General features: G+C 62.6%; 25 protein-coding genes and 1 riboswitch. Of the genes, 7 read left to right on the top strand and 18 right to left on the bottom strand.

Annotated features, from left to right (window positions below; all coding sequences use genetic code 11):
• Positions 1-25: 25 nt before the first annotated feature.
• Positions 26-655: a SorB family sulfite dehydrogenase c-type cytochrome subunit gene (gene sorB, locus L6D75_RS12340; protein WP_176514444.1), complete on the bottom strand. Its 630-nt coding sequence runs from the start codon at positions 653-655 to the stop codon at positions 26-28.
• 10 nt (positions 656-665) lie between these two features.
• On the bottom strand, positions 666-1,907 hold the full coding sequence (sorA, locus tag L6D75_RS12335; protein WP_176514501.1) for a SorA family sulfite dehydrogenase catalytic subunit: 1,242 nt from the start codon (positions 1,905-1,907) through the stop codon (positions 666-668).
• Between the two features lie 284 nt (positions 1,908-2,191).
• Here sorA and L6D75_RS12330 point away from each other — a divergent pair, with 284 nt between their 5' ends.
• Positions 2,192-2,881 (top strand): hypothetical protein, encoded by a 690-nt coding sequence (locus L6D75_RS12330; protein WP_176514446.1) that lies wholly within the window; start codon positions 2,192-2,194, stop codon positions 2,879-2,881.
• Between the two features lie 54 nt (positions 2,882-2,935).
• On the opposite strand, the gene L6D75_RS12325 is transcribed toward L6D75_RS12330, so the two are convergent.
• Together L6D75_RS12325 and L6D75_RS12320 are read right to left on the bottom strand one after the other, a co-directional pair.
• Positions 2,936-3,706, bottom strand: coding sequence for an SDR family NAD(P)-dependent oxidoreductase (locus L6D75_RS12325; RefSeq protein WP_176514449.1), 771 nt, complete (start codon positions 3,704-3,706; stop codon positions 2,936-2,938).
• 58 nt (positions 3,707-3,764) lie between these two features.
• Entirely contained in the window at positions 3,765-4,295 is a 531-nt protein-coding gene (locus L6D75_RS12320) for a P-loop NTPase family protein (RefSeq protein WP_176514451.1), read from the bottom strand.
• Positions 4,296-4,379: 84 nt separating this feature from the next.
• On the opposite strand from L6D75_RS12320, the gene L6D75_RS12315 reads away from it, so the two are divergent.
• Positions 4,380-5,096: a hypothetical protein gene (locus tag L6D75_RS12315; RefSeq protein ID WP_176514454.1), complete on the top strand. Its 717-nt coding sequence runs from the start codon at positions 4,380-4,382 to the stop codon at positions 5,094-5,096.
• Positions 5,097-5,211: 115 nt separating this feature from the next.
• A complete protein-coding gene (locus tag L6D75_RS12310; protein ID WP_176514456.1) occupies positions 5,212-5,967 on the top strand; it encodes a YaaW family protein in 756 nt (251 codons plus the stop codon).
• A gap of 64 nt (positions 5,968-6,031) precedes the next feature.
• On the opposite strand, the gene L6D75_RS12305 is transcribed toward L6D75_RS12310, so the two are convergent.
• The 4 genes from L6D75_RS12305 to L6D75_RS12290 all read right to left on the bottom strand — a co-directional run bounded on the left by L6D75_RS12305 (position 6,032) and on the right by L6D75_RS12290 (position 9,368).
• Entirely contained in the window at positions 6,032-7,390 is a 1,359-nt protein-coding gene (locus L6D75_RS12305) for a hypothetical protein (RefSeq protein WP_176514458.1), read from the bottom strand.
• A complete protein-coding gene (locus tag L6D75_RS12300; RefSeq protein WP_176514459.1) occupies positions 7,387-7,854 on the bottom strand; it encodes a hypothetical protein in 468 nt (155 codons plus the stop codon). The genes L6D75_RS12305 and L6D75_RS12300 overlap by 4 nt, the downstream gene beginning before the upstream one ends.
• A gap of 198 nt (positions 7,855-8,052) precedes the next feature.
• Positions 8,053-9,042 (bottom strand): 5'-nucleotidase, encoded by a 990-nt coding sequence (locus L6D75_RS12295; RefSeq protein WP_176514461.1) that lies wholly within the window; start codon positions 9,040-9,042, stop codon positions 8,053-8,055.
• A gap of 80 nt (positions 9,043-9,122) precedes the next feature.
• Positions 9,123-9,368 carry a hypothetical protein gene (locus L6D75_RS12290; RefSeq protein ID WP_176514463.1) on the bottom strand — a complete coding sequence of 82 codons (246 nt, stop codon included), beginning with the start codon at positions 9,366-9,368 and terminating at the stop codon, positions 9,123-9,125.
• Positions 9,369-9,708: 340 nt separating this feature from the next.
• Here L6D75_RS12290 and L6D75_RS12285 point away from each other — a divergent pair, with 340 nt between their 5' ends.
• Together L6D75_RS12285 and adhP are read left to right on the top strand one after the other, a co-directional pair.
• Positions 9,709-10,587, top strand: a complete 879-nt coding sequence (locus L6D75_RS12285) for a WYL domain-containing protein (protein WP_176514465.1) — start codon at positions 9,709-9,711, stop codon at positions 10,585-10,587.
• A gap of 96 nt (positions 10,588-10,683) precedes the next feature.
• Complete coding sequence (adhP, locus tag L6D75_RS12280) at positions 10,684-11,694, top strand: alcohol dehydrogenase AdhP (protein ID WP_176514467.1); 1,011 nt, start codon at positions 10,684-10,686, stop codon at positions 11,692-11,694.
• A gap of 135 nt (positions 11,695-11,829) precedes the next feature.
• Here the strand turns inward: adhP and L6D75_RS12275 are convergent, their stop codons facing one another.
• From L6D75_RS12275 to ribBA, 10 genes are all read right to left on the bottom strand, one after another.
• On the bottom strand, positions 11,830-13,173 hold the full coding sequence (locus tag L6D75_RS12275; protein WP_176514469.1) for an OprD family porin: 1,344 nt from the start codon (positions 13,171-13,173) through the stop codon (positions 11,830-11,832).
• A gap of 16 nt (positions 13,174-13,189) precedes the next feature.
• Positions 13,190-13,978 carry an ABC transporter ATP-binding protein gene (locus L6D75_RS12270; RefSeq protein WP_176514471.1) on the bottom strand — a complete coding sequence of 263 codons (789 nt, stop codon included), beginning with the start codon at positions 13,976-13,978 and terminating at the stop codon, positions 13,190-13,192.
• Complete coding sequence (locus L6D75_RS12265) at positions 13,975-14,997, bottom strand: FecCD family ABC transporter permease (protein ID WP_176514474.1); 1,023 nt, start codon at positions 14,995-14,997, stop codon at positions 13,975-13,977. The genes L6D75_RS12270 and L6D75_RS12265 overlap by 4 nt, the downstream gene beginning before the upstream one ends.
• Before the next feature lie 17 nt (positions 14,998-15,014).
• A complete protein-coding gene (locus L6D75_RS12260) occupies positions 15,015-16,178 on the bottom strand; it encodes an acetyltransferase domain-containing protein (protein ID WP_176514476.1) in 1,164 nt (387 codons plus the stop codon).
• A gap of 195 nt (positions 16,179-16,373) precedes the next feature.
• Complete coding sequence (locus L6D75_RS12255; protein ID WP_176514478.1) at positions 16,374-18,500, bottom strand: TonB-dependent receptor; 2,127 nt, start codon at positions 18,498-18,500, stop codon at positions 16,374-16,376.
• 110 nt (positions 18,501-18,610) lie between these two features.
• A riboswitch (cobalamin riboswitch) is annotated at positions 18,611-18,816 on the bottom strand.
• A 46-nt stretch (positions 18,817-18,862) separates the two neighbouring features.
• Positions 18,863-20,011, bottom strand: coding sequence for an ABC transporter ATP-binding protein (locus L6D75_RS12250; RefSeq protein WP_176514480.1), 1,149 nt, complete (start codon positions 20,009-20,011; stop codon positions 18,863-18,865).
• A gap of 19 nt (positions 20,012-20,030) precedes the next feature.
• Positions 20,031-20,840 carry an ABC transporter permease gene (locus L6D75_RS12245; RefSeq protein WP_176514482.1) on the bottom strand — a complete coding sequence of 270 codons (810 nt, stop codon included), beginning with the start codon at positions 20,838-20,840 and terminating at the stop codon, positions 20,031-20,033.
• A 6-nt stretch (positions 20,841-20,846) separates the two neighbouring features.
• Positions 20,847-21,764, bottom strand: a complete 918-nt coding sequence (locus L6D75_RS12240; protein WP_176514484.1) for an ABC transporter permease — start codon at positions 21,762-21,764, stop codon at positions 20,847-20,849.
• On the bottom strand, positions 21,761-22,786 hold the full coding sequence (locus L6D75_RS12235; protein ID WP_176514486.1) for a polyamine ABC transporter substrate-binding protein: 1,026 nt from the start codon (positions 22,784-22,786) through the stop codon (positions 21,761-21,763). The genes L6D75_RS12240 and L6D75_RS12235 overlap by 4 nt, the downstream gene beginning before the upstream one ends.
• Before the next feature lie 349 nt (positions 22,787-23,135).
• Positions 23,136-24,257, bottom strand: a complete 1,122-nt coding sequence (gene ribBA, locus L6D75_RS12230; RefSeq protein ID WP_176514488.1) for a bifunctional 3,4-dihydroxy-2-butanone-4-phosphate synthase/GTP cyclohydrolase II — start codon at positions 24,255-24,257, stop codon at positions 23,136-23,138.
• Positions 24,258-24,336: 79 nt separating this feature from the next.
• Between ribBA and L6D75_RS12225 the strand changes: the two genes are divergently transcribed.
• Both L6D75_RS12225 and L6D75_RS12220 read left to right on the top strand, forming a co-directional pair.
• Positions 24,337-24,630 carry a DUF1330 domain-containing protein gene (locus tag L6D75_RS12225; RefSeq protein WP_176514490.1) on the top strand — a complete coding sequence of 98 codons (294 nt, stop codon included), beginning with the start codon at positions 24,337-24,339 and terminating at the stop codon, positions 24,628-24,630.
• 72 nt (positions 24,631-24,702) lie between these two features.
• The gene (locus tag L6D75_RS12220; RefSeq protein ID WP_176514492.1) at positions 24,703-25,104 is read left to right on the top strand and encodes a hypothetical protein; all 402 of its coding nucleotides are present in this window, start codon (positions 24,703-24,705) and stop codon (positions 25,102-25,104) included.
• Positions 25,105-25,451: the final 347 nt, after the last annotated feature.

Below are 25,451 nucleotides of genomic sequence, written 5' to 3'. Positions count from 1 at the left end.
CATATAGCACTTAAATCACGCAGTGCTATTGCTTGAGAATAAATGCAGCCAGCGTTTCCCGATCTTCCGCTTTCAACTGCGCAAAAGCCGGCATAGGCACATTGCCCCACTTGCCCGCGCCGCCTTGCTCAATACTGGCAATTACCTTCTCCAGCGCCTGCGCATCACCGGCATACTTGGCGGCCACCTCGTGATAAGACGGCCCCACAACCTTGTGATCCAGGGCATGGCACGACAGGCAGGCATTGTTCTGCAGCAACGCCATGGCATCGTTTTTAGCATCCGAAGTGGCTTCGGCCTTCGCTGGGTAAGAAGCCGTTTGCACTGCCGCATCGCTCGTCTGGGCAGAACCATAGGTGGCCGCCAGGTAAGCACCGATAATGCTCACATCGTCATCGCTGATTGGGGCGCCATACGTGTTCTTCATCTTGCCCGCTTCTGCCGTCCATTGTTCCAGGCTCATGCCAGGCGGTTGGAAGTTGATGTAATCGGCAGAGTGGCAAGTTGAGCACTTCTGTTGCGCCAAGGCATAACCCGGTAGCGTACTTGGCTTGAGCGCTGCGGTTTCAGGCGGCAAGGTAATTGAAAGCGGTGCTGCCTGAGCCACGCTAATCCACCAGGCGAGCAAGGCGCCCACGAACTTCATGCGATTCATGCGAGCTCCTTCAGGCAATGGTCACGTGAGTTGTTTCGACGACGTTGCGCCGGTACCCACCCGGGTTCCAGCCAGCCCGCAGTGGCTGGGTTTCGCCGGCGTTACTGGTGGCCCGCACCATTAATTGCGTCGCGCCTCGGTGGGCGAAGTTGATCAGTAATGTCCACTCGCGGAACGAGAAGCGGCCGAGGTCCTGCCCCAATGCGGCTTCACGCCACTGTTTGCCGCCGTCGACCGACACTTCCACTTTGCCGATTCCGGCACCGCCATCAAAGGCAATGCCCTTGAGCACAAGGGATTGTTTCAGCGGCAACACGTCGCCGTGACTAACGCTGGTGATGAAGCTTCGTACAGGCAGCTTGGCAATTGGCCGCGTATTCGTCGGCGCGGTACCGGGGGGGACGCAGAAACAGTCGTTGTCCGGCACGCGGTAACCCTTGGCCATGAAGAACCCTTCATAGGTGTGGTCGAGCACGTCGATCTCGCTCAGGTGCTTGACCCAATAGGTGCCGAAATAGCCCGGCACCACGAGGCGTATGGGGTAGCCATTGAGCAAGGGTATTTCTTCGCCGTTCATGGACCAGGCAATCATGGGCTCGCCGTTCATGGCGTGGTCGATATCCAGCGCCTTGATGAAGTCTGGCGTGGTCGCAAGCACCGGTTTGTCGAGGCCATCGAACGTCACCTGTTTCGCCTCGGCTTTCACGCCGGCCTTTTCCAGCACCGCCTTGAGCGGCACGCCCAGCCAACGGGCGTTACCCATGGAGCCATTGCCCAACTGGGCGCCGAACACGCGCGGCATCGAGAAGGCGCGGCTGTTGCCCGAGCATTGATTCACGGCCACCACTTCCACCGGTTCGCCAAGCGCTTTGAGTTCGGCCAGGGAGAGTGACAGTGGCGTATCGACCGCGCCCTTGATCGTCAGGCGGTAGCTGTCTGGGTCAATGCTGGTAGGAAAGTTGGCCAAGTGGTAGCGGACAAAGAACGCGTCATTCGGCGTAATCGGCCCGTCGTTGAAAACGCGGAACGGGGTTTCGAGATGGGGAGGGCGGGTGGTGACCAGCGTCAGCGGGCGTTTTTGCGGGTACTGCACCAGGGGCCGTGGGCCTGCGGCAACACTGACGTCATCTGCGCGCTCGTTGGCTGCCTTGGCCAAGCCGGCCAATGGGCTGGTCGCGATTGCGAGGGCAAAAGCATCGCGCAGCACGCGCCGACGGCTAAGGCGTGAGCCCTCTATGAAACTGAACTTCATCCTGAATTCCCTTCGATTGCTTGAGCTGCGGAAGTCAGTATCCAGATGTAGCGCCAGGGTGCTTTTCATTTGGCGTCATCGACTTGGCATTAGATGACAGTGGCCATCTTTATGCTTAAATGGGCCGCTTGTGCGATGGATATTCCAGTGAGGGAGAACGCTGATGTTGGCTATAGGTATTGCGCTGCTTGTGGTGGGTTTGGGCACTTCGAATCCGGGAATCTGGATACCGGGTGCGGCTTTCATGGTCATTGGTGCCGCCAAGCGCATGCGAACTTGAGGTCATGACTCACCTGAAACACGCAAGCTCCTTCCTGCTATTGCTGGCAGTGGCCTCGCTAACCGCCTGCGTCCCCTGGAAACGTGAACGCGCTGCCTATGCCGACCTCTGCGAAACCGAGCACGCATTCAAAGTGCCCGGGCCGCAGGGAGAGACAACGGTCCGTCTGGAAACTTACCTGTACGATTACCCGTCCCGCTGGCGCGACCAGCCGTTCCAGCAACTTCTGCATGTTCAATACCCGGGCGAGAAGTATCTGAGGCCGGAGTTCTATGTGCAGTTGGTCGCCTACAACGAAGAGGGCCGAGGGGCGCCGCCGCTGCCGATTGTCTACGACAGCCGCGAGGCGTACATCACCTTTGAAGATGGCTTGCAGCTCAAGGCAAGGCCCGAGGTATACCTGGGGGGCGGGGACTATGACGCGCCGGTTTTCCACCCGAACTACGCACGGCCTTCGCCATACGCTATCAATAGCGAGGAAGTGCAAAGGAAAATTGCCCGGGTCACCAACAACAAGCGGCATGGCTCCGCTTATGTGATCTTCCCGACGGACAAGTTCAATGCCGACTCCAAGTGGACCATTCACTTGGGCACGTTGGATGTTCAGGGGCGCGAGGTGCAGATTCCACCGCTTGAGCTGTGTCATCACCCGGTCAAGCAATGGATCGGGATCGAGCCGTTGATGCGGCCTTGAGGGGATGGGGCCTCTGCGCGGCCCATCGCGACACAAGGCCGCTCCTACACAGAGTCACCATTCGATCGGTTGGGCGTCCCAGGCCCAGAACCCACCGCTGCGGGATGGGTCAAGCCGTTCGATCTGCTCAAGAATGCGTTGGGCTGCAAACGCAGGCTCGAACAGTTTTTTTGCCGGCACATTTCCTTGGAAAGGGCGCGATAACGCTGTGTCGGTCGTTCCCGGGTGCAGTGCCAATACCGTGGCCGCCGGATTCAGGCGTTTCAGCTCGATGCTCGCGGTATGCAGCAACTGGTTCAGCGCCGCCTTGCTCGCCCGATAGCTGTACCACCCACCTAAGCGATTGTCGCCAATAGACCCGACCCTGGCCGACAGCGCGGCAAACGTGGCGGGCCCTTTGCGCAACAGCGGCAGCAAATGCTTGAGCAACAATATCGGCGCGAATGCATTGGTCGCGAAGCTCGCCTGTAGCCCGGCAAGGTCCAGCTGTGCCAACGATTTCTCGGCCCGCGCTCCTTCCTGATGGAGAATGCCCAACGTGCTGATGACCAGGTGAAGATGGTTGCAAGTACGCTCGACCTCACTCGCAAGTGCTGCAAGCGCAGGCTCATCACGCGCATCACAATCCATCAGCGCAACGCGCTCAGCGTGCTCCTTGGCGAGGCCTGCGAGCCCGTCACTGCGTGTCGCATCGCGTGACACAGCCCAAACCTGGCCCACATCATCGCGGGCCAGCAAAGCCGCACACAGCGCCAAGCCGATACCGCGGCTCGCACCGCATACCAGCACATTGGCCTTGCCATTCAGGTCGGGAATCAGGGTCATGCACCACCTCGCACAATGGCGGCTAGCTCACCTCAATGGGTAGACCCTGTCGCGCAGCTTAAACTCCGTTCACCATCGATGCAGGGGCGCCCAGCCCTTCGAGAAACGCCCTGATTTGCCGCTTGCCACGCAGATGCAGCGTAGGCACTTGCGGCCCGACTTTCTCGCGAACCGCTTCGATGCCTGGCCGGTAGCCCTGGTCGAACGTCCACACGAACTTGAGAAACGCCAAATCGAACCTTTCCTCGCAACCTGCCGCACGATCAGGCCGCGGCTGGTTACGCAGCAGGCGCAGCAGCACCCGCATGAAACAGGTGAGCCGAGGCGTGTCGAGCCAGATGATCAGATCCGCCCGTGGCAGGCGCAGGTCGAACGTGCGCCGCGCATAGTTGCCTTCGCACACCCAGGTGTCGCCCGCAACCGCCTCGCGTACACGCTCACGGAATTGTTCGGCGTCGGGTTCGGTCCAGTTGGGTTCCCAGAAGAGTTTGTCCAGGTGCACCACGGACAGGTTCAGGCGTTCGCCCAGGGCGCGGGCGAGGGTGGACTTGCCGCTGCCGCCGTTGCCTAGGATGACGATTCGTTGCATGGGGGACTTCCTGTCTTAGGTGTTCTTGCGAAGTGATGGCAGCATGATATCATTCGATTTTTTACAGCCGGTAAAGAGACTATCGTGGTAGCGGAAAGTACATGGAAGAAGGTGTCTGCCCAAGGCCCTAATACTGAACTGCATAAGTTACTGACAGCCTGGATCGCTACTATTCAGCGCTACACCACAAGTTTTCAAGACAATCCATGGTGGTACAACGAGCGCGCCATCCTCAGTACGCTGGCTGGGGCAGCATGGACGCTCGAGGGTTGGGTTGCGCTGGAAGAGTTTACAACGTCGAAACGTATGAGAACGTTGTCACCGGGTGTCGATCACGGTGACAAGTTGCGCAATGGTCGATGCGACCTGTATGTAAGGTCTCCAGAAATCAGCTTCGCTTTTGAGGCAAAGCAGGCCAACCAGCCAATCGGAACACGCGCGGATGGCTACTCCTATGTTGCCCAGGCAAAGCGAGCAGCCTGGCATGACGCGGGTGATCTACAAGTACATGAAGCCAATTGCAGGTTCGCAGCGACCTTTGTCGTTCCGACCATTCCCCTTAAAGAAGTTTGCCCTGAAGGTGGCAAGTTGGGGGACGTCTGCGAAACGAAAGTGAAAGCCTACCTTGAACCCTGGCTTGAATCTATTGGCTGTATCGGCGAGTACAGCGACGATCGCGATTTTGCATTTATTTTTCCGCAAATCGGAAATGCAGACTACTGCAACAAGGGTAGGCATTACCCAGGCGTAGTCCTGCTCCTTGAGCAACGCTTGCGGGCGACGAGGCGACGTGCTGCATAGCGTGCGCGCCACCCTGCGAGTAGTGGTCGTGAGGCGAACAGCTGGGTGTATTCCTGAATGATGGCAGCGTGCTGCTGCCTTGACCTAAGCAGACTGGATGAAAAGGACGTTTTAAATGGCATATCGGGAAGACAAGGATTTGGCATTCTTGGGTCGCATGGAGTCTTCCGACCTGAATGACCTGGTGTACTGCCTCACGCACGATAAAGACGGCAGCGTTCGCTTTACCGAAGAACTGACGGTCAATGACCGCTACAAGGCTCATCATCCCGACCATCATGAATATTGGGACCTCATTGCGGCCGAAATCCAGTGTTTCGGCGCCAACACCTTTGCGACGATCTTTCGTGGCGGCAAAGGTGTGGAGTACAAAGAGGTATTGACGGATGTGTGTGACAAGTTGAAGGTCAACTACAACAAAGACGCCAGCGTTGAAAAAATCGAGTCTTGCCTGTTAATGAAAATTCTTTCCGATGCGCTGGAAAGGATGAGCCCCGAGGAGCTCAGCGAGCTGGCAACGGCAACGGGAATGAAAAATACCAGCGGCCTTACGGCCGAGGCCATGACGGGTATATTCCAGGCGGTTTTCCGGGCGGGCGGTTTCAGCTCTTACAAATTGACGTTGATCATTGTGAACGCTGTGCTCAAGCAGCTTATCGGACGTGGTCTTTCGCTGGCAGCGAACGCTGCATTGGCAAGAACCATGGCTGTGCTGACGGGGCCAATTGGTTGGGCAATCACGGGGCTGTGGACAGCTGTGGATATCGCAGGCAGTGCATACCGCGTAACGATCCCAGCTGTAATTCAGGTTGCTGCACTGCGACAGAAACATCTCTACGCGAAACAGGCCGCCGAGATCAGCTTCAGCTAAGTGAACGTTCTGGCCAGCGGTTCGCTGGCCAGAACGCATGCCGAGGCGTGGCGTGCGCCATCTGTCAGAGTGTTCTGGAACGCTCCAATAAATCGTCAAGCTTCTCGGTGTGCTGCTCTAAACGCTCCAGCTCATTGAGCTCTACTTCTTCCCAAAATTGCACATGACGATCGTAGAGTGACCATTTCAACGCGAAGCTGCCGTTCCACACAAGGCCCATCCAGGCTGCGTAGTTAAGGTCCAACAGGTTGCGGCTCACGTACATTTTCCCGGCATTGACGGCACTGCTCGAACCATAGGCGATGGCGAGCATGATCCTGAAGCGAGGACTCATCCGACCCGGCAGTGTTTCCATGAAGGCTTGGGAGAATGTCGCTCCATTAATCGCGACCTGCTTCACCACATAGAACACCCGCATGATGACTTCCATGATGACCGCTGGCACGCTCGTCACCAGAAACTGTCTGAAGTCATAGCCCTGGGTGTACATCCATTCGATTTGCTTACCGAATGAAACCCCACCGACTTCCAAATTTTCAAACATGCGCAGCAGACCCATGAAGGGTGCCGGGAGCCCCATGCCTCTGTTTCCTTTTGCTGACGGAGCATTCAGGTCAGACAACAAGTGGCCGAACATCTTGCCGAGCAATTGGAAGAGATTGCCCTGCGTTGGGCCTTTCTTGCTGGGTATCTGCATGACTTGCCCATTGACCACCACCGTGCATGTGCCGTGGATCATGTCATAGACGCCGTAGAAAAAGCCCAGAATCGGGTCATGCGCCAAGGAACGAAGGCGATGATTGATCGGGTTCAAGACCTTGTCGGGGGCCCCGATCAGGTCAGTCCATACCGAACTGTCCGGTGCACCGATCTTGCAGGCATCCCCCAATTTTTTGGATAACTCTGGAGGTAGCCATTTATTCAGTAATTGCTGGACCCAGCCGTTGAAAGTTCCCTCTACGGGCGTGTCCCATTTCGTTCCTGGTTTGGCGGGCCCGCGAACGAACAGAAGATCGAGCACACCGGAAAACAATCCGCTGCAGCCAGCGATCGCATAGTCCCATCCGTCCAGCGTGTAGCGAGCATTGAATGCCTGCAACCGAGCATTCAGTCGCTGATCGATCGCGCTGTAATCATCGTTATTGAGCACATGACTAAGGCAGGCATCAGGATGTTTCGCACGCGCTTGAGCATAAATATCGGCGAGAGGAACATCGATGCTCAGCGGTTCGACGACTTCACGCGCGACGCCTACGAGCACTTCTTCTGCAGGTTTGCCCACCCCTTGCGCAAGCGCTAGCAACTGCTCACGGATATGGTGAATATCCGAGGCAATTTGGTCATGCGCAGCACTAATAGCTTGTGAGCGATCATTCAGCAGGGCCAGTGCGCTGACTTCATCCTTGTAGGGCCCGTGGCTCACGATGGCTTCTTCCTCGTGAGCATGTCGATGGTCTGTTTGATGGCCGCAATTTCAGCTTTGAACGTCTCGGCATTTTTCATCAGTCGTTCTTGAATGTTGTAAAGCTTGCTGATCGCCTCGCCCAGGGCAGCGGCCAACTTCGCATTCTTACGGCTTTTCATCAATGCATAGCCGCCTACGCCGAGAAGTGCGATAGGCGCAGCCAATACACCAATGCCTGCAACCATGCCACCGCCTACCAGTGCGCCTGCTGTAGCCAAACCAGAGGTGATGCCGGGTGCTGAAAGCCCTGTCACGCCCAGCATGTACAACGCCCCAAACGAACCCGCAGCGCCGGCAGTCGAACCCAACGCAGCCGCTAGCCCTTCGGTTACGCCTGGGTAGTCGTTCTCAAGTTGATCGAGGATTGCTCGCACCTGCTTAGTCGCTTCGTTCCTGATGCGATTGATTTCAACGTTATCCATTACTTCTTTTCCCTTGGGTGAAATGAGCGGCGTGACTTTGTTGTACTTGCTTCTGGTGAAGACACATTCGGTACTTAGCCCGAACAGGCCTAGGTGACTCAGAATTATGGCACATAGCCATCTTAGGGTGCGTGAACTGTGAGTCTTCGATGTGTGGAAGGGAAGCGCTGTCTTAAAGGGTGGGCAGGCTTCGTCGAATCAATCCGGGGAGCGATTGAGTGCTTGAAGCGCTCCCGGCTTCTCGTCTATTTGTCCGCTCAACACTCTATTGGCCACCCCAAACGGCACATGCACCATCGGCAAATCCCCCGCCGCCGAGGTCAAGTGACTGCGCTGGTCATCAAAGAACATATGCGGCTTGAGAATCCGCAACACCCGCTCTTTCTCCATCCCTCCCAGAAAGAACGACTCATCCGGCGAAACCCCCCAGTTCTTCAACGTCGTCACCACCCGCTCATGCGATGGTGCATTGCGCGCCGTGACGATGGCGATACGCAGAATGCGCTTGTAGTGCGCATCCTCTGCCAGCTTGCGATCCTCGAGCTGGCGAATCAGCGAGAGCTTGCGATACAGATCTGCCAACGGCCCCGGCTGGTGCGGAACGGCCTTGTGCGCCTGCTCGTGGGCCTGGAATTCGGTCAGGTCCAGGCGCTGCTTGTACACGCTCTCCGCCTCGTCATCGGCAATCACCCCATCGAAGTCGAAGGCCACGCGCAGCTCGGTGTCGATCTCGTCATCGTAGATGCGCGTCGGCAGCACCAGCCCGGCGGGGTAGTTGGCGTCGATCGCGCGCTGCACGTCGCCTTCATGGGCGCTGAGGAACAGCGAGGCGTTGAAGGCGGGAATGTATTCGTAGGGCGAGCGGCCCGACATGAAGGCGGCGCGGGTGATGTCCAGGCCGTAATGGTCGATCGAGCGGAACACGCGCAGGCCGGTTTCCGGGGAGTTGCGCGAGAGCAGCACCACTTCCACCGGCAACTGCTCGGGGAAGGCCTTGTTGATGCTGAGGAAGCGGCGGATGAAGGGGAAGGCCACGCCTTTGGGGAAGGGTACGTCCAGGTGCGCTTCGTGGTGCTGGCGGTAGGCGTCGACGCCCTCGGATTGGTAGATGGCGTCGGAGTCGGTCAGGTCGAACAGGGCGCTGGAGGCGACGCCGACGACGAGTTTCTGTTCGATGGGGTAGGGCATGGGGGCTTCCCTGGGTGAAGGGGTGGATAGGTAAACACAGTGCCATGGCAAAAGCGATGAGGGCGGGCTCGCCCTCATCTTCAGGCTTCGGGGATAAGCCCCATCAGCAGGTGGACCTGGCGCTGCAGCTGGCTTACATGCTCGCGTTCGGCGCGCAGGGCGCTGCGCAGCTCGGTGTTCTCCTGTTCATGGATGCGCGCGCTGCGTTCCAGGTCGCGATCGCTTTTTAGCAGGGTCCAGATATCGCCCAGGCGAGCGTGCTGCAGGCCCTGCACCAGCAGTGTGGTGCCGGTGACGCCCAGCAGAATGATTTCGAGCGCTTCCATGGTTTGGCTTCCTTGAATAGTGGCTTAGTGCCGGTAAGCAGGAAGATATGTCCATTAAGATTACATGTCGATAATGGTGACTTGTACAGGTAAAGGAATGGTACAGGTCCGATGGCGCGTCGTGATCAAAGGGAGAAGGCATTTTGATATCGCGGTATGGGGTACAACCGCCGAGTGCCGTGGCCTAGGGATGCTCAAGGCGCTGATATCGCGCGATGCTGGGGTTGCAGTGGATGTGTCCGTTTACTTTACACATGCGTTATCACTTGCTTCGCGTCATACCTGACACGTAGGATTTGACGACACGTCATGGCACTTATCAGACAACGCAGGCTCCTGGATGAAACGCACGCAACGAATGGAACAGACCCGCTGGGACCTGGCCCTGCGCTACCGCCTGATCGAAACGGTGGTGTGGTGGGAAGGGCGGCTGACCACCAACCACCTGATGCAGAGCTTTGGCATCAGCCGCCAGCAGGCGTCCAAGGACATCAACACCTACATCAGCGACTACGCCTCGAAGAACCTGGTCTACGACAAACAGATCAAAGGCTACGTGCCCACCCGGCAGTTCAAGCCGCTGTTCATCGATGACAGCGCCAGCGCCTACCTCGACCTGCTCAACCAGAACAACGAGCGTGCGCCGCATATCGAAGGCCTGGCCCTGGCCTACGGGCATACCGAAGTGCTCAAGGTGCCGGACCGCTCGGTCAAGCCCGAGGTGCTGCGCCCGTTGCTCAAGGCCTGCCGCGAGAAGCGGCGCCTGGACATCGACTATGTGTCCTTCAACAGCCCGGCGCTGGAAGGGCGCACCATCGCGCCGCATACGCTGGTCTACACCGGCATGCGCTGGCATGTGCGGGCGTACTGCGAGAAGAACGGCAAGTACCGCGACTTCGTGCTCAGCCGTTTCCGTGGTGTGCCGGAGTTACGCGATGAAGTGACCGAAAACGGCATGGACCTCGATGTGGAATGGAACACGCCGATCGATGTGATCTTCAAGCCGGACGAGCGGCTGACGGATGCGCAGCAGGCGATCATCGAAGTGGACTTCGGCATGCTCGATGGCCACCTGGTGGTGCCTAGCTCTCAGGCGTTGGCCAAGTATGTGGTGCGGCGCTTCCACGTGAACCCGAGCATGCACGACGCCAGGCCCGAGGCGCAGCAGCTGGTGCTGGCCAACCGGCCAGCGCTCAAACCCTGGCTGAGCCTTGACTGAGCGGCCGCTTTTTGACCTGAAGCAATCCCTTCGCGCAAATCGGCTCTATGCTGAACCCTTCAAGTCAAGCTCACTCAGGTAGACAAGGAGGCATTCATGAAAGCTGCAGTTGTTGCCAAAGGGCGCCGCGTCGAGGTGGTGGAAAAGTCACTGAGGCCGCTGGCGCACGGTGAAGCGTTGCTGAAGATGCAGTGCTGCGGTGTCTGCCACACCGACCTGCACGTGAAAAATGGTGATTTCGGCGACAAGACCGGCGTGGTGCTAGGCCATGAAGGGATTGGCGTGGTGGTCGAGGTCGGGCCGGGGGTGACGTCGCTCAAGCCGGGCGACCGGGCCAGCGTGGCGTGGTTCTACCAGGGTTGCGGGCATTGCGAGTACTGCAACAGCGGTAACGAGACGCTGTGCCGCGAAGTGAAGAACTCCGGCTACACCGTAGACGGCGGCATGGCTGAGTCGTGCATCGTGGTGGCCGACTACGCGGTGAAAGTGCCAGACGGCCTCGACTCTGCCGCAGCCAGCAGCATCACCTGCGCCGGGGTGACCACTTACAAGGCGGTTAAATCTTCGAATATCCGCCCGGGGCAGTGGATTGCCATCTATGGCCTGGGTGGCCTGGGCAACCTGGCCCTGCAGTACGCGAAAAACGTCTTCAATGCCCGGGTCATCGCCATCGATGTGAATGACGAGCAGCTGCAGTTCGCCCGCGAGATGGGCGCTGACCTGGTGCTCAACCCGCGCAGCGAGGATGTGGCCAAGATCGTTCAGGAAAAGACCGGCGGTGCGCATGCGGCCGTGGTCACGGCGGTGTCGAAAAGCGCCTTCAACTCGGCGGTTGATGCGCTGCGTGCCGGTGGCCGGCTGGTGGCCGTGGGGCTGCCGTCCGAGGCCATGAGCCTGGACATCCCGCGCCTGGTGCTCGATGGCATCGAAGTGGTGGGATCGCTGGTCGGCACCCGTCAGGACCTGGTCGAAGCCTTCGAATTCGCTGCGCAAGGCAAGGTAGTGCCGAAGGTGACACTGCGCCCGATCGAAGACATCAACGCCATTTTCGACGAGATGCTCGAAGGCAAGATCAAGGGCCGCATGGTGATCAACTTCGAGGGTTGAGCCACCCACACACGAGTGTGTTGCAATGCTGTCTCTGTGGGAGCCGGCTTGCCGGCGATAGGGCCCGAACAGCCGCATCAAAATGGCGTTGTCTGGCCCGGCCTCATCGCCGGCAAGCCGGCTCCCACAGGGCTCTCAGAACCCGTCGCTCAACGGCCACTCCACCGCCAGGCGGAGCTGGTTGCCATCGAGCTCCGCCTGCGCCGTATTGCCGCGATGCACGTTATGCCGCAGCGAAAAGGTCGTGCCCTTGGCCTTGCCGCTCTGCACCACATAGCGCGCTTCCAGGTCCCGCTCCCAATGCTTGCCGCCCTGGCCATAGCCCAGGTAGGCGTAGCCGCCGTTGGCGTCGACATGGCTGCCATCGATATCGAAACCCCGCACATACAGCGCCGACAGGTTCAGGCCGGGCACGCCGTAGGCGCCCATGTTCAGGTCATAGCGCGCCTGCCAGGACTTCTCGTTGGGTGCGTTGAAGTCGGACATCTGCACCGCGTTGGTCAGGTAGATCGCCCCGCGGGTCACATAGTCGAACGGTGTGTTGCCGTCGACCTGCTGCCAGCCCAGGCTGAAGCCGTGCGGCCCCTGGTTGTAGCGCGAGACCAGGCTCCAGGTGGTGTTGTCGATGCGCCCGGACAGGGCCTTGCCGGTGTCGGTGGTGCGGTACAGGTTGAGGTCAAGGCTCAGGCTGCGGTGCGCGCCCAGGGCGTGGGCCAGGGTGCTGCCGAGGTAGTGCTGGTTCCAGGTGTCTTCATAGCGGGAGGTATACAGGCTGGCGCTGAATGCGGCGCCTGGGTTCCACACCAGGCCGGCAAGGTCGAAGGCAGTGCCCTGGCGGCCGTTGGAGTAGTTCACCACGAAGCCTTGGTCGTGGCTCGAGGCGTTGCGGTCGGTGCTTTCGTTGAAGTGGCCCGCGACCAGCTTCAGCGTGTCGATTTCGTTGCTGGCGAGAAACAACCCGGTCGCCGTTTCGGGCAGCAGGCGGCTGTCGGAAGAGCTGAACACCGGCGTCTTCACCCGCTGCTCGCCGTAGGACAGTACGGTATTGGACGTACGTAACTTCACCGCCGCACCCCCGCGGCTGTATTCATGCTTTGGGTGGCCGTCATTGTCCAGGCCTAGCAGGCGCGCCTTGCCGGCCCGGCCGCCGCCGCTGTCGAGCTGCACGCCCAGGTAGGCGTGGGCATCGACGCCAACCCCGATCAGGCCCTGGGTAAAGCCGGACTGGAACGTGCCCATCAAGCCGTAGGCCCATTCTCCAGCCAGGCCGTTGCGCTCGCTGCGCGGCTTGTAGGCGTTGCGTGCGGCACCGTTGCGCGCACCGTGCTTGTAGTCACGCTGGTCGTACACGCTGCGGTTGAGCAGGCTCCAGCTACTGTCTTCGAGCAACCCGCGGCTTTGCGACTGCGCAGAGTCGGCCAGCGCGGCAGCAGGCAACACGGCGCTGGCGAACAGCAGGGCGCAGGGGCGCAGGGGCATGGCGGTAATTCCAGGGTCAGGGGGCACGAAAACGCAGGATGCGGGCGCCGTCGAAGGGGTCGGTGAGGTAGTGGGCGTGCACGCCGAAGGTGCTCAGCAGGCGCTCGGGCGTGAGCACCTCCAGCGGTTTGCCCAGGGCCACCAGGCGGCCTTGGTCGAGCACCGCCACCCGGTCGCAGGTCAGTGCCTGGTTCAGGTCGTGCAGGGCCACCAGGCTGGTTACCGGCAAGGCCTGCACCTGCTGCAGCAGGCTCAGCTGATGCTGGATATCCAGGTGATTGGTCGGCTCGTCCAGCAGCAGCACTTGCGGGCGCTGGGCCAAGGCCCGGGCGATGTGCACGCGCTGGCGCTCGCCGCCGGACAACGCGCCCCACAGGCGCGTGCGCAAGTGGCTGGCATCGACGTCGGCCAGGGCCTGTTCGACGATGGCGTGATCGTCGCTGGAAAACGGCGCCAGCGCCGACAGCCACGGCGTGCGCCCCAAGGCCACGGCATCGAACACGCGGATGGCATCGAGGGTGTCGGCCTGCTGCTCGACCAGCGCCAGGGCCTGGGCAATCCGCCGCCGGGGCAGGCGCGCGATGGGCTCGCCGAGCAACTGCACGCTGCCGCTGTGCGGCGTGCGCAGCCCGGCCAGCAGCTTGAGCAACGACGACTTGCCCGAGCCATTGGGGCCGACGATACCGAGGGTTTCGCCCGCTATCAGGCTGAGGTCGATATCGCGCAGCACCGGCTGGCCCGCCAGCTGAAAGTTCAGGCCCTGGCAGGCGAGGGGGGCCAGGTGCGGCAGGTTCATAGCGGTCATGGGCGCCCTCGGCGGCTGACCAGGATCAGCGCGAACACCGGGGCACCGATCAGTGCCGTGACCACGCCCACCGGGATCACCTGGCCGGCGATCAATGTGCGTGAAAGCACGTCGGCGGCAATCAGGAACAACGCGCCCCCCAGTGCACTGGCCGGCAACAGGCGGCTGTGGCCGGGGCCGAGCAGCAGGCGCAAGGCATGCGGAATCACCAGCCCGACGAAACCGATGGCGCCGACGATCGACACCATCACCGCGGTCACCAGTGCCGCGCAGCTCACCAGCAGCAACTGCGTGGGGCGCACGGCAACGCCCAGCGAGGCGGCCGAGTCTGCCCCAAAGGTGAAAGCATCTAGGGCCCGGCGCTGCCACAGGCACACCAGCAAACCGCACAGCGCCACCGGCAGCGCCAGCCACACCGACGGCCAGCGCACGCCGCTGAGGTTGCCCAGCAGCCAGAACAGGATGCCGCGCGCCTGCTCGGCGGTGGCCGATTGGGTGATCAGCAGGGCGGTAATGGCGTTGAACAGTTGCGAGCCGGCGATGCCCGCGAGGATCACCTGGGCATTGTGGCTATCCGCGCCGGCCGCACGGGCCAGCAACAGCACCAAGGCGAAGGCCGCCAGCGCGCCGATGAAGGCACCGGCGGACAGGCTCAGGGCCGCGCCTCCCAACCCCACCAGGCCCACCAGCACCGCACCGGTCGAGGCACCTGCCGACAAACCGAGCAGGTAGGGCTCGGCCAGCGGGTTGCGCAGCAGCGCCTGCAGAATCACCCCGCAGGTCGCCAGCCCGGCGCCGCAGGCGGCGGCGACCAGGGTGCGCGGCAGGCGGTAGTTCCAGACGATGCCGGCGTCGATGGGGTCGAGCGGGTAGCCGGCCTGCCACAGGTGGTTGGCCAGCACCTGGCAGACCCGCTGCGGCGACAGCGCGGTTTCGCCAATGGCGGTGCCGGCCAGCACGGCCGCCAGCAGGGTCAGCAGCGCCAGGGCGCTGAGCAGCAGGGCAACACGGGGCTGCATGCCGGGTGAACTGCGCTTCACAGGTACTTGAGCCAGGCGATGTCACGCCGGCGCGCCTTGAGCCGGGCGAAGCCGCGCACCGGCAGGTACAGCGCCACGGCCAGCAGCACGGTGGTCAGCCACACTGCGCCGATGCCGTCGAAACCGAAGTAGTCGCCATGGTTGCGACCGAACAGGGCCACGCTGGCCAGGTACAGCAGCTTCAGCACGTACAGGTGCAGCAGGTAGAAGAACATCGGCGCCGCGCCAAACACTGCCAGGGCGCTGATCCAGCGCGCCTGGCCTGCGCGTTCGAAGGCGCGCAGCAACAGCAGGCCGCAGCCCAGGGTCAGGGCCAGGAACAGCAACGAAGGCGGGTACTTGGTGATGTTGAAAAAGCTCATCAGGGTTTGCGTCAAAGTCGGGTAGCCGCTCCACGGCGATTCGCCGTAGCCGTTCTGCATGCGCAGCACCATGAAGCCGAGCAGGGCGATGATGCCGACCAGCAGCAACTGGTGCTGGCGCTGTTGTGCATCGCTGCCACGGGCGAACCAGGGGCCGAGGCCATAGCCCAGGGCGATCACGCCGATCCACGGCAGCACCGGGTAGGAGGTGCGCAGGCGCAGGTTTTCCGAGGCTTCCAGCCAGCCGCGGTCATGCAGGATCGCCCACGGCACATGCATCGCCGATTCCACGCCGAAATGCAGGCCGTCGAGCAGGTTGTGGCCGGCGACGATCAGGGCGCCGAGTGCGAGCAGGGCGGGGCGCGGCAGCCACACCAGCAGCGACAGGGCGATCATGCTGACGCCGATGGCCCAGATCACTTGCAGGTAGATGACGCTGGGCGGCAGCTGGAAGGTCCAGGCGAAGTTCACCAGGGTGAACTCCAGCACCACCAGGAACAGGCCGCGCTTGAACAGGAACGCCGAGACAGCGCTGCGGCCCGGGTACTTCTCGCCGTACAGCCAGGCCGACAGGCCGGTGAGCAGGACGAACACTGGGGCGCAGAGGTGAGCGAGGGTGCGGCTGGCGAACAGCGAGGGGTCGGTGGCGTCGATGGCCATCGGGTCGCTGACCTGGCGGTGCAGGAAGAAGGTTTCGCGCACGTGGTCGAGCAGCATGAACAGGATCACCAGGCCGCGCAGGGCGTCGATGCTCTGCAGGCGCTGGGTGAGCTGGGTGGGGGTGGCGGCGCTGGTCATGGAAGAGGGTCGCAGGCAGGAATGAATGTCAAATGAAACGTTATCTTATAGCTTTTTGATTTACAGGTGAAAATTGTTTTTGTGTTGGCAGTACTGGGCCTATCGCCGGCAAGCCGGCTCCCACGCCGACCGCGTCGGGCACGCGACCTGTGGGAGCCGGCTTGCCGGCGATGGGGCCAGTGCAATCAACTCAAATCAGAAGCTGTAGTCCACCGTGGCGAAATACGACCGCGGCACCCCCATGATCCATTGCGTGCCACTGAACGCCGAAGCCACATACTCGCGGTCGAACAGGTTGTTCACCTGCAACCCCAAGCGCACATCCGGCAGCACCTGCCAGCCAATGTTGGCATCGACCACGGTGTACCCCGGCGCGCTCTGGGTATTGGCAGTGTTGGCATAGCGCTCATCCACATAGCGTGCCCCGATGCCAGCCTCCACCTGCTGCCCAAACCCCTTGCTCAGCCACAGGTTGGCCGTGCGCCGTGGCACGTTGGCCGGGCGATTGCCGGCGCGCTCCTGGGGCACGCCGCCGACCATCTCGTCGAAATCGTCATACTTGGCGCGCACAACCGAAGCGTTGGCCGAAACCTGCCACTGCTGCGGCAGGGCCAGCTCCAGGGTCGCCTCCAGGCCATCGGAAGTCTGCTGCCCGGCCTGCTGTTTCTCGTGGGTGATCGGGTCGTCCACCAGCAGCTTCTTCTTGACGATGTGGAAGGCGGCCAGGGTCAACTCGCCGCGCCCTTGCCAGAAGCGCTGCTTGAGGCCCAGCTCGGTCTGCTTCGACTCGGTCAGGTCGTAGTGCATCTGCGTGGGGCTGAGGCTGATCAGGTTGTTCACCCCATCCTCGCTGGTGGAGTACTGGCCGTACAGCGACAGGTCGTCACTGAGCGCATACACCAATCCCGCCCGCCAGTTGCCGCCATCCAGGCTGCGGTCGCTGCGGGTGTCGTTGGTGAGGTTGTCGCGGTCGATGTGGTTCTGGTCGCGGCGCACGCCGGTCACCAGCGACAGGCGCTCGGTCAGCTGCAGGCGGTTTTCGGCGAACAGGGCGAAGGTGTGGGTGGTGGACAGGGTTTGCGGGCGCGTGGGCGAGTCGCTGTGGAACCAGCCCGGGGTCGGCTGCCAGGGGTCGATGTAGTCGCCGCCGACGTCGTTGTACGGCGCGTTGCTGTCGACGTTGAAGCGTACCTTGTTGTACTCGGCGCCCACCATCGTCTTGCTGGCGAGGCCGAACAGCGAGTGGTCGAAGGTGAAGGTCTGGCGATCGCCGATCTGCTCCTGGTTGTGCTTGATTTCCAGGTAGCTCTGGCGCAGCAGCTGCTCGCGGTCGCTGTCCCAGCTATAGTCCTCGGCGTTGCGCCAGTGGCGGCGGCTCTTGATGTAGTAGAGCTGGTTGCTGGCGCTGACCTGGTCGCTCAGCGCCCAGTCGGTGGTGAAGCGGGTCCATTCGTCGTGGTAGCGCTGCACATCGTTGTGGATGTTGTAGTTCTTCTTGCGCAGGCTGCTGCGGTAGTGGCCGTCGATCAGCGGGGTGCCGTAGTAGTTGGCAGGCTGGGCATCGCCGCGCTCGTGGGCGAGGGTGAAGCTCAGGTCGTCGCTGGCGTCGAAGCGCAGCGCCGCGCTCAGTGCAAGGCTGCGCGAGTCGGTGCGGTCGACCCAGCCGTTGCCGGCCTGCTGGTTGAGGGTCAGGCGGTAGCTCAGGCGCTCGCTCAGGCTGCCGCCGCTGTCCAGGCCCAGCTGCTGGCGGTCCCACGAGCCGTAGCCCAGGCGCAGGTGGTTGTGGATCTCGCCGGCGAAGGGCTTTTTCGGGATGACGTTGATCACCGCACCGGTAGCGCCCTCGCCATACAGCACCGAGGCCGGGCCGCGGATCACATCGATGCGCTCGACCATCCACGGGTCGACCGGGAAGGTCTGGGTGCCGGCACCGGTGTACAGGCGCGCGCCGTCGAACAGGGTCATCACCGAGCCATGCCCGCTGAAACCGCGCGCCGACAGGCCGGTGCCGCCATCGCCCGGGCTGCCGACGAAGGTGATGCCGGGCGAGCGGGTCACGGCGTCCTGCACGGTGAGGTTGTTGCGCTGGTCGATCTCTGCGGCGCTGATGCTGCTGGTGCTGGCCGGGGTTTCCAGGGCGCTGAGGTTCAGCCGCGAACCTGCCGGGGTCGGCGTGGCCAGGTCGATGTGCGAGTCATCGCGGGTATCGGTGATGGCGGTGGACGGCAGTGCCAGCACCGGGCGCTGCGGCTGGTCGGCCAAGGCGGGGAAACTCACGGCCAGGCAGGCCGCCAGAGGGTGAAGCTTGAACGAACGGGACATGTCTTTCCACTGCTGCAGGAATGAATGGATCCCGGTGGAAAACACGCAACGGTGCACCGAATACGCAGGCGCGCACGCGGATACCGGCCTGCGCCCGCCCACCGCGGGTTGCCAAGTGAACGCTTCAGGCCGGTCTCCGGGCTTGCGAGGGTCATGAGGCCTTCACCTTCCCATGCAGGTGCACAGTGGTGTGTCGAAGGCATCGCTCGCTTACCGTTGCGGGGGCAGCGCCGGACTCGTCGTGGACCACGACTCACCGGCTTCCCGTTTCACCCTGCGCACGGCGGCGCAGGACACCTGAAACTGGCGCGCATCTGACCATTGGTCGGCGCGCGCGTCAATCATTTACCGGTTGCCAGTGCTCAATGCGCCCCCGCCGCCTTGCTCAAGTCACTTTCCGCCCACTCGGTGTAGATGCAGGCATCGGCCACCGCCCAGCGCACCTTCACCGTGTCTCCCGGCTGCATCGGCATGCCGGCGGCAGACAGCGCTTTCACGGTCAGCTCGGTGCCGCCCGGGGTCATCACGTGGCAGGTCTGGCTTTCGCCCAGGAACAACACCTCGCCGACCTTGGCGATGACTTCGTTCCAGCCCGCCGGCAGCGGTTCGCGCGCGGCCTGCTCGGCGGTCAGGGCCAGGGCCTTTTCCGGGCGCACCATGACCAACGCCTCCTGGCCGACCGCCAGGCCCGGGGTCAGGCGCAGTGCCAGCGGCTGGCCTTCGAAGCTGCCGGCGCCATGGCCGCTGGCCTTGACCCGCAGGAAGTTGGAGTTGCCCAGGAACGAGGCGACGAAGGCATTGGGCGGGTTCTGGTAGAGGTCGTAGCCGCTGCCCAGGCCAACGATCTTGCCGTGGCTGAAGATGGCGATGCGCTGGGACAGGCGCATGGCTTCTTCCTGGTCGTGGGTGACGTAGACGATGGTGATGCCTAGGCGCCGGTGCAGCTGGCGCAGTTCATCCTGCAGGTCTTCGCGCAGCTTCTTGTCCAGCGCGCCGAGCGGCTCGTCCATCAGCAGGATGCGCGGCTCGTACACCAGGGCGCGGGCGATCGCCACGCGCTGCTGCTGGCCGCCGGACATCTGCGAGGGCTTGCGGTGGGCGAACTTCTCCAGCTGCACCAGCTTGAGCATGGCGTCGACACGCTTGTTGATCTCGGCGGCGCCGAGCTTGCGGATGGCCAGCGGGAAGGCGATGTTGTCGCGCACGTTCAGGTGCGGGAACAGCGAGTAGCGCTGGAACACCATGCCGATGTCACGCTTGTGCGGCGGCACGTTCACCAGCGACTGGCCCTCGACCAGGATCTCGCCGCTGCTGGGGGTTTCGAAGCCGGCCAGCATCGACAGGGTGGTGGATTTGCCCGAGCCGCTGGAGCCGAGGAAGGTGAGGAATTCGCCGTCCTGGATTTCCAGGTCCAGGTTGTCCACGGCGGTGAAGTCGCCGTAGTGCTTGTTCAGGCCGCGCAGGCTGACCAGGGTCTGGGTGTGCGCGTTGTCTTTGATCACTGCACTCATTGTTGTTGTCTCCGGGCACTCAGGCGTTGACTTCGCTACGCCGGCGCAAGGCGGCGGCAATGACCATCACCAGCAAGGACAGGCCGATCAGCAGCGTCGAGGCGACGGCGATCACCGGGCTCAGGTCCTGGCGCAGGGTGGTCCACATCTTGACCGGCAGGGTCTGCAGGTCGGGGCTGGCCATCATCACGCTGAGCACCACCTCGTCCCAGGAGACCAGGAAGGCGAACAGGCCGCCGGCGATCATCCCTGGGCGAATCGCCGGGAAGGTCACCTTGAAGATCGCCTGCAGGCGCGAGGCGCCGCAGATCACCGCGGCGTCCTCGATCGACTGGTCGAACAGCTTCAGCGAGTTGATGATCGAAATGATGGTGAAGGGCAGGGCGACGATCACGTGGCTGACCACGAAGGCGAACAGCGTGCCGGTGTAGCCGAGCTTGAGAAACAGCGCGTACACCGCCACCGCGATGATCACCAGCGGCACGATCATCGGCATGGTGAACAGCCCGTAGAGCATCTCGCGGCCGGGGAAGCGGCCACGCACCAGGGCGAACGCGGTGGGCAGGCCCAGCAGCACGGCGCACACGGTGGTCAGCACGGCCACCTTCAGGCTGGCCAGGGCAGCGTCCATCCACTCAGGGTTGGCGAAGAACTGGGCGTACCATTTGAAGGTCCAGCCAGGCGGCGGGAACACCAGCCATTGCGACGAGCCGAACGACAGCAGCACGATGAACACCACCGGCAGCAGCAGGAGGGCGGCGATGACCCCGGTGGTCAGGTACAGGCCGGTGCGCAGCGGGCGGCCCATGGCATTGGGTGAAAGCAGCATGGCGGTTTACCTCGCGTTGCCGACCGGGGATTCCGGCTGCAGCTTCAGGTACAGGTAGAAGAGCACCAGGGTGATGAGTACCAGCAGTGCGGCGGCGGCGCTGGCCAGGCCCCAGTTGAGGAACGACTGCACCTGCTGGATGATGAATTCGGGCAGCATCATGTTCTGCGCGCCGCCCAGCAGCGCCGGGGTCACGTAGTAACCGAGCGACATCACGAACACCATCAGCGCCCCGGAGAACAGCCCCGAGCGGCACAGCGGCAGGAACACCTTCCAGAAGTTGGTCCAGGGGCTGGCACCGCAGATCGAGCCTGCCTGCAGCACCATTGGGTCGATGGCATGCATGGTCGCCTGCAGCGGTAGCACGATGAACGGGATCATGATGTAGCTCATGCCGATCACCACGCCCGTGAGGTTGTGCACCATCTCCAGCGGCGCATCGATGATGCCCAGGGCCATCAGCACCTTGTTGATCACCCCCGAGCTTTGCAGCAGCACGAGCCAGGAGTAGGTGCGCGCCAGCAGGCTGGTCCACATCGACAGCAGCACGATGTTCAGCAGCCAGCGGCCCCAGCCGTTGGGCACCAGGGTGATCGCCCAGGCCAGCGGAAAGCCCAGCAGCACGCTGATCACGGTGACCACGCCGGCCACCGAGAAGGTGTTGAACAGCACTCGCGCATAGGCCGAGTTGGCGAACAGCTGCTCGTAGTTGCCCAGCCCCGGCACTGGCTCCAGCACGCCGCGCAGCAGCAGGCCGATCAATGGCGCGAAGAAGAACAGGCCCAGGAACAGCAAGGCCGGCAGTAGGTTGCGGCTGCCTTTCCAGCGCCGGCTCATGGGTTCGCGGCGGCTGGCCGCGCCCGGTGCGCCGGCGCCCGTGGGGGCACCTTGGGCGTTGTGCAGGGCGTTGATGGCGACTTTCATTTCACCAGCCACTCATTCCAGCGTGCGGCGATGGCCTGGCCGTTCTTCGCCCAGTAGGCGAAGTCCAGGGTCACCTGGTCCTGGGCATAGGCGGTCGGCAGGTTGGGGGCCAGGTCCTTGTCCAGCTTGGCCACGCTGTCGACGTTTACCGGGGCGTAGGCGGTCTTGTTGGCGAACGCGGCCTGGCCATCGGCGCTGCTGGCGTTGGCCAGAAACTTCATGGCCGCGTCCTTGTTCTTGGCGCCTTTGGGGATGACCAGGAAGTCGGCCATGACCAGGTTCTGCTTCCAGCTCACGCCCACCGGCGCGCCGTCTTGCTGCAGGGCGTAGACGCGGCCGTTCCAGAACTGGCCGAGCGAGGCTTCACCGGAGGCCAGCAGTTGCTGGGACTGGGCGCCACCGCCCCACCAGACGATGTCTTTCTTGATGGTGTCGAGCTTCTTGAAGGCGCGGTCCAGGTCCAGCGGGTAGAGCTTGTCGGGGGCTACGCCGTCGGCCAGCAGGGCCAGTTCGAGCACGCCGGGGCTTGGCCACTTGTACAGCGCGCGCTTGCCGGGGTAGGTCTTGGTGTCGAACAGCGCCGTCCAGTCCACCGGCTTGTTGGCGCCGAGCTTGCCTTCGTTGTAGCCGAGCACGAAGGAGAAGAAGAACGAACCGACGCCATGGTCGGAGACGAAGCGGGGGTCGATCTTGTCGCGCTGGATGGTGTTGAAGTCGAGGGGTTCGAGCAGGCCTTCGCTGGCGGCGCGCAGGGCAAAGTCGGCCTCCACGTCCACCACGTCCCACTGCACGTTGCCGCTTTCGACCATGGCCTTGAGCTTGCCGTAGTCGGTCGGGCCGTCCTGCACCACCTTGATGTCGGTGGCCTTGCTGAAGGGCACGGCCCAGGCTTCTTTCTGGGCGTCCTGGGTGGTCCCGCCCCAGCTGACGAAGTTGAGGCTGTCAGCGGCCTGCACGGCCTGGCAGGCCAGGGTCAACAGGCTGGCAGACAGCACTGCGGTTACACGTTTGCTCAACAGCATGGTTACGCCCTCGTTGCTTTTGTTATTCGAGGCGGGGCTGGTGGTGCGCCCGCCAACAGTATTCGGGGAGCAGCTTCGACAATGTGTGGGGTGGCCGTTTTTTCAGTTTAGGCGGCGGCCTGTTAATTCAAGGTCTACGGGATATCATATTATGGTATTCCAAACTTTTGGCAAGAGGGGGAGGCTACCGGCCATCACTCCGTGGTTTTGCTGCCTCACATTGCGCAATTCCTGTGGGAGCCGGCTTGCCGGCGATGAGGCCAGGGCAGGCAAATGTGCATTGCTTGCTCGGGCCCTATCGCCGGCAAGCCGGCTCCCACAGGGTAGGAACAGCACAGCCTTCTGTGCCTCAGCCAACCATCCCCGGCTCGAACGGAATGCTCTGCACCACTTCCAGCTCATACCCCGCCAGCCCCGCATACTTGAGCGGCGGCCCCAGGTGGCGCAGCTTGCCCACGCCCAGATCCTGCAGAATCTGCGCCCCGGTGCCGACCTCCGAATACACCTTCGACTGCCCGCGCTGATAAGGCCGCAGCGGCTGGGTCAGCTGCGGCACGCGCTCCAGCAACGCCTGGGAAGACTCGTGGTTGGCCAGGATCACCACCACCCCGGCACCTTCCTCGGCCACCTTCTGCAGCGCCGCCCACAGCGTCCAGTTGGCCGGCCCCGCGTACTCGGCCCCGACCAGATCGCGCAGTGGGTCGATCACGTGCACCCGCACCAGCGTCGGCTGCTCGCGGCGGATATCGCCCATCACCATGGCCATGTGCACACCGCCTTCGATGCGGTCCTCGTAGGTGACCAGGCGGAAGGTGCCATGCACCGTCGGCAGCTCGCGCTCGCCGATGCGCTTGATGGTCTGCTCGGTGCTCAGGCGGTAGTGGATGAGGTCGGCGATGGTGCCGATCTTGATGCCATGCCGGGCGGCGAACACTTCGAGGTCCGGGCGGCGGGCCATGGTGCCGTCGTCGTTGAGCACCTCGACGATCACCGACGCTGGGCTGAAGCCGGCCAGCCGGGCCAGGTCGCAACCGGCCTCGGTGTGCCCGGCGCGGGTCAGCACGCCGCCTTCACGGGCGCGCAGGGGGAAGATGTGGCCCGGCTGCACCAGGTCTTCGGGGCGGGCATCGGCGGCCATCGCCGCGGCCACGGTGCGCGCCCGGTCGGCGGCGGAAATGCCGGTGGTCACGCCCGTGGCGGCCTCGATGGATACCGTGAACGCGGTGCTGAACACGCTGCCGTTGGCCGGCACCATCTGCTCCAGGCCCAGGCGCTGGCAGTGCTCGTCGGTCAGCGTCAGGCAGATCAGGCCGCGCGCTTCGCGGGCCATGAAGTTGATGGCCTGGGCGTCACAGCGCTCGGCGGCGATCAGCAGGTCGCCTTCGTTTTCGCGGTCTTCGTCGTCCACCAGCAGCACCATCTTGCCTTGCCGGTAGTCCTCGAGGAGTTCTTCGATGCGGTTGAATGCCATTGCTGCACGCTCACGGTGATGGGGTGGTTTTTATGGTATACCATCATACACAAATAGTTTTGCAACAGGAGAGCAGCGGATGAAAGCCTATTGGATCGCCCATGTGGATGTGACCGACCCTGAGCAGTACCAGCAGTACACCCAGCGCGCGCCGGCGGCGTTCGCAGCGTTTGGCGGGCGCTTTCTGGCCAGGGGCGGGCGCAGCGAGGCGATGGAAGGGCGGCCGACGCCGCAGCGTAGCGTGGTGATCGAATTTGATTCGTATGAGCAGGCGGTGGCGTGCTATCGGTCTGCGTTGTATCAGGAGGCTTGTGGCCATCGGCAGGGCGTGGCCAAGGCGCAGGTGATCATCGTGGAAGGGTTCGAGCCTTGAGCTGAGCAATGCCGGCCTCTTCGCGGGGCAAGCCCGCTCCCACAGACCTGTGGTTGCGGCTATGCTTGCCCCATGAGCACACCGCCCAATTTCCGCCAACCTTGCCCCCCTGGCGCCTGCGACTGCGGCCGCGAAAAGCTGGCCGAGCAGCCGCCAGCGGCCCAGCGCATCCTGCTGCTCACCCGGCAGGAAGAAAAGCGCCTGATCGAACGGCTGGAGCATGTGAAGGACCTTGAAGACCTGCAGCGCCTGCAGGTGCGGATGTTCGACAACCTGGGCATTCGCGTGCGCATTGCACCGGGGTTCAACGAGGTGCGGACCATGCGCGGGATCGTCATCGAGCTCGATGCCCAGCCTGGGCTATGTCGCAAGACGCGCCAGGCGATTCCGGCGGCGATTCGGCGGGGGTTGGAGCGTAATCCGCAGGTGGCGTTCCGGTTGTTGGATGCGCATGATCTGTTGCGCGATGCGTGAGGGAACGTGGGGGCTCGGCTTGGTTTTTGTGGTGGGGCAGAAATCGAGCGCCGCCCGCGCGGCGCATCGCGGATAAATCCGCTCCCACATTTGTTGCAACGTACCTCTGTCTGGTAGGCCATGGTTGCCAGCCTTGGTGGCACGACGCGATTTTTTTGTGGGCGCGAGGCTCACCTTGATTTCTCGGCGGGCGCCAAAGGCGGACAACCATGGCCTCACAGACCATGGCACGTTGCAACAAATGTGGGAGCGGATTTATCCGCGATGCGCCGCGCGGGCGGCGCTCGATTTCTGCCCCACCACAAAAACCAAGCCGAGCCCCCACGTTCCCTCACGCATCGCGCAAC

Origin of the sequence: Pseudomonas faucium (genome assembly GCF_021602585.1) — a bacterium.
Lineage (GTDB): Bacteria > Pseudomonadota > Gammaproteobacteria > Pseudomonadales > Pseudomonadaceae > Aquipseudomonas > Aquipseudomonas faucium.
This window is presented reverse-complemented; position numbering and strand designations above follow the sequence as displayed.

Bases quoted from the DNA above. Each gene is read 5' to 3' on its own strand.
- sorB (WP_176514444.1), bottom strand. From the start codon at position 655: ATGAATCGCATGAAGTTCGTGGGCGCCTTGCTCGCCTGGTGGATTAGC.
- sorA (WP_176514501.1), bottom strand. From the start codon at position 1,907: ATGAAGTTCAGTTTCATAGAGGGCTCACGCCTTAGCCGTCGGCGCGTG.
- L6D75_RS12330 (WP_176514446.1), top strand. From the start codon at position 2,192: ATGACTCACCTGAAACACGCAAGCTCCTTCCTGCTATTGCTGGCAGTG.
- L6D75_RS12325 (WP_176514449.1), bottom strand. From the start codon at position 3,706: ATGACCCTGATTCCCGACCTGAATGGCAAGGCCAATGTGCTGGTATGC.
- L6D75_RS12320 (WP_176514451.1), bottom strand. From the start codon at position 4,295: ATGCAACGAATCGTCATCCTAGGCAACGGCGGCAGCGGCAAGTCCACC.
- L6D75_RS12310 (WP_176514456.1), top strand. From the start codon at position 5,212: ATGGCATATCGGGAAGACAAGGATTTGGCATTCTTGGGTCGCATGGAG.
- L6D75_RS12300 (WP_176514459.1), bottom strand. From the start codon at position 7,854: ATGGATAACGTTGAAATCAATCGCATCAGGAACGAAGCGACTAAGCAG.
- L6D75_RS12295 (WP_176514461.1), bottom strand. From the start codon at position 9,042: ATGCCCTACCCCATCGAACAGAAACTCGTCGTCGGCGTCGCCTCCAGC.
- L6D75_RS12290 (WP_176514463.1), bottom strand. From the start codon at position 9,368: ATGGAAGCGCTCGAAATCATTCTGCTGGGCGTCACCGGCACCACACTG.
- L6D75_RS12285 (WP_176514465.1), top strand. From the start codon at position 9,709: ATGAAACGCACGCAACGAATGGAACAGACCCGCTGGGACCTGGCCCTG.
- adhP (WP_176514467.1), top strand. From the start codon at position 10,684: ATGAAAGCTGCAGTTGTTGCCAAAGGGCGCCGCGTCGAGGTGGTGGAA.
- L6D75_RS12275 (WP_176514469.1), bottom strand. From the start codon at position 13,173: ATGCCCCTGCGCCCCTGCGCCCTGCTGTTCGCCAGCGCCGTGTTGCCT.
- L6D75_RS12270 (WP_176514471.1), bottom strand. From the start codon at position 13,978: ATGACCGCTATGAACCTGCCGCACCTGGCCCCCCTCGCCTGCCAGGGC.
- L6D75_RS12265 (WP_176514474.1), bottom strand. From the start codon at position 14,997: ATGCAGCCCCGTGTTGCCCTGCTGCTCAGCGCCCTGGCGCTGCTGACC.
- L6D75_RS12260 (WP_176514476.1), bottom strand. From the start codon at position 16,178: ATGACCAGCGCCGCCACCCCCACCCAGCTCACCCAGCGCCTGCAGAGC.
- L6D75_RS12255 (WP_176514478.1), bottom strand. From the start codon at position 18,500: ATGTCCCGTTCGTTCAAGCTTCACCCTCTGGCGGCCTGCCTGGCCGTG.
- L6D75_RS12250 (WP_176514480.1), bottom strand. From the start codon at position 20,011: ATGAGTGCAGTGATCAAAGACAACGCGCACACCCAGACCCTGGTCAGC.
- L6D75_RS12245 (WP_176514482.1), bottom strand. From the start codon at position 20,840: ATGCTGCTTTCACCCAATGCCATGGGCCGCCCGCTGCGCACCGGCCTG.
- L6D75_RS12240 (WP_176514484.1), bottom strand. From the start codon at position 21,764: ATGAAAGTCGCCATCAACGCCCTGCACAACGCCCAAGGTGCCCCCACG.
- L6D75_RS12235 (WP_176514486.1), bottom strand. From the start codon at position 22,786: ATGCTGTTGAGCAAACGTGTAACCGCAGTGCTGTCTGCCAGCCTGTTG.
- ribBA (WP_176514488.1), bottom strand. From the start codon at position 24,257: ATGGCATTCAACCGCATCGAAGAACTCCTCGAGGACTACCGGCAAGGC.
- L6D75_RS12225 (WP_176514490.1), top strand. From the start codon at position 24,337: ATGAAAGCCTATTGGATCGCCCATGTGGATGTGACCGACCCTGAGCAG.
- L6D75_RS12220 (WP_176514492.1), top strand. From the start codon at position 24,703: ATGAGCACACCGCCCAATTTCCGCCAACCTTGCCCCCCTGGCGCCTGC.